This window comes from [Clostridium] ammoniilyticum, from assembly GCF_025566905.1.
Lineage (GTDB): Bacteria > Bacillota_I > Bacilli_A > Erysipelotrichales > Coprobacillaceae > Faecalibacillus > Faecalibacillus intestinalis.
The window spans coordinates 1-1,439 of record NZ_JAOQJR010000029.1; the positions used below are offsets into that span (position 1 = coordinate 1).

1 protein-coding gene is annotated in these 1,439 nt (G+C 30.6%); it reads right to left on the minus strand.

The window, feature by feature from the left end; genetic code table 11:
• On the minus strand, positions 1–1,391 hold a 1,391-nt coding region (locus tag OCV55_RS13915), incomplete at its 3' end, for an IS3 family transposase (protein WP_267309957.1).
• Positions 1,392–1,439 lie beyond the last annotated feature (48 nt).

Below are 1,439 nucleotides of genomic sequence, written 5' to 3' on the forward strand. Positions count from 1 at the left end.
GGAGTTAAGCCTTTTCCCTTTACTGTAATTCTAAAATTATTATGATAATGAATATAATCTATCATCGCTTGTTTTAAATTATCTAATGATTCAAATGTATTTTCAAATCCATAAAACATTTCATTTTTCATTTTCCCAAAGAAATTTTCCATTGGAGAATTATCTAAACAGTTTCCTTTACGAGACATAGATTGGAAAATTCCTTTTTCTTCTAATATTTTATGATATGAAAAATGTTGGTATTGCCATCCCTGATCAGAATGAAAAATCAAGCCTTCGAGATTGTCAAATTTTTCAAAAGCCATATCCAACATTCTATATATTTGGAATAGATTAGGTGTGTCTGAAATATCAAATCCAACTATCTCACGATTGTATATATCCATAATTGGAGATAAATATAATTTTCCTGCTGCTATCTTGAACTCGGATACATCTGTAGTCCATTTCTGATTTACAGAAGTAGCTTCAAAATTTCTTTTTTCGTTAATTTTTCCTGTGTATTTATTTTTCTTTCTTTCTAGAAGAAGATTCTTACAAACACCATTCATATCCCCTTTATAAGAGTTGTATCTTTGTTTAGGTGTAGGATTAAATGCATATAGGCCCATACGCGACATTAGACGCTTTACTTTGCCATGAGACACTTTATATCCCTTATTCAACAATTCTAGATGAATTCTTCGATACCCATAACGTTCTTTGTGGGTGTAAAAGATATTGATTATTTCCACCATTATTTCATCGTTCTTATCATCTTTGTCAATTTTACTAAGAGTGTAATAATAAACGGATTTGGCAATATGTGGAAGATCCTCATTAGAATTAATAGTATCCAGAATAAAGGCTAAGCTCAGATTTAATTCCTGCCTTAGTTCTGTTATAACCTTTACTATTTCTTTAGTTCTTTCTTCTTTCGTTCCATAACTAAGGCATCCAATTTTTTTAAGTATTCGTTCTCGACACGTAAGCGAAGGTTCTGAAGTTCCAGTTCCTTGATCTTTTTCTGCATTTCTGACTGTGTCATTTTTTTCTTTTTGTTTGTCATGTTGTCCTCTTTTCTTTTCAACAATATTATACCCGTTTTCAACATAAGATTTAATCCAATTGGCCAATATTCCTCTACTTGATAAGCCAATATCAATAGCTACCGCTGTAATTGATTCTCCATCGATAAACACTCTTCTCAATGCTTTTTCTTTAAATTTGGGAGAATAATATCTGTTTCTATCTTTTCTAAGAACATCGAATCCATTTTTATCTATCAATCGTACAAGATATTCAATACCGTGCACATTGATATTATATTCAGTCGAAAGCATGTTTAATGTGTATCCCATTTTTCTTTTATTGTAAATTTCAATTTTTTGTTCGTTTGTAAGTTTAGCCATAATAAAAAGTGAACCTCCTAAGTTGTCCAACTTTTTCAGTTCACTTCA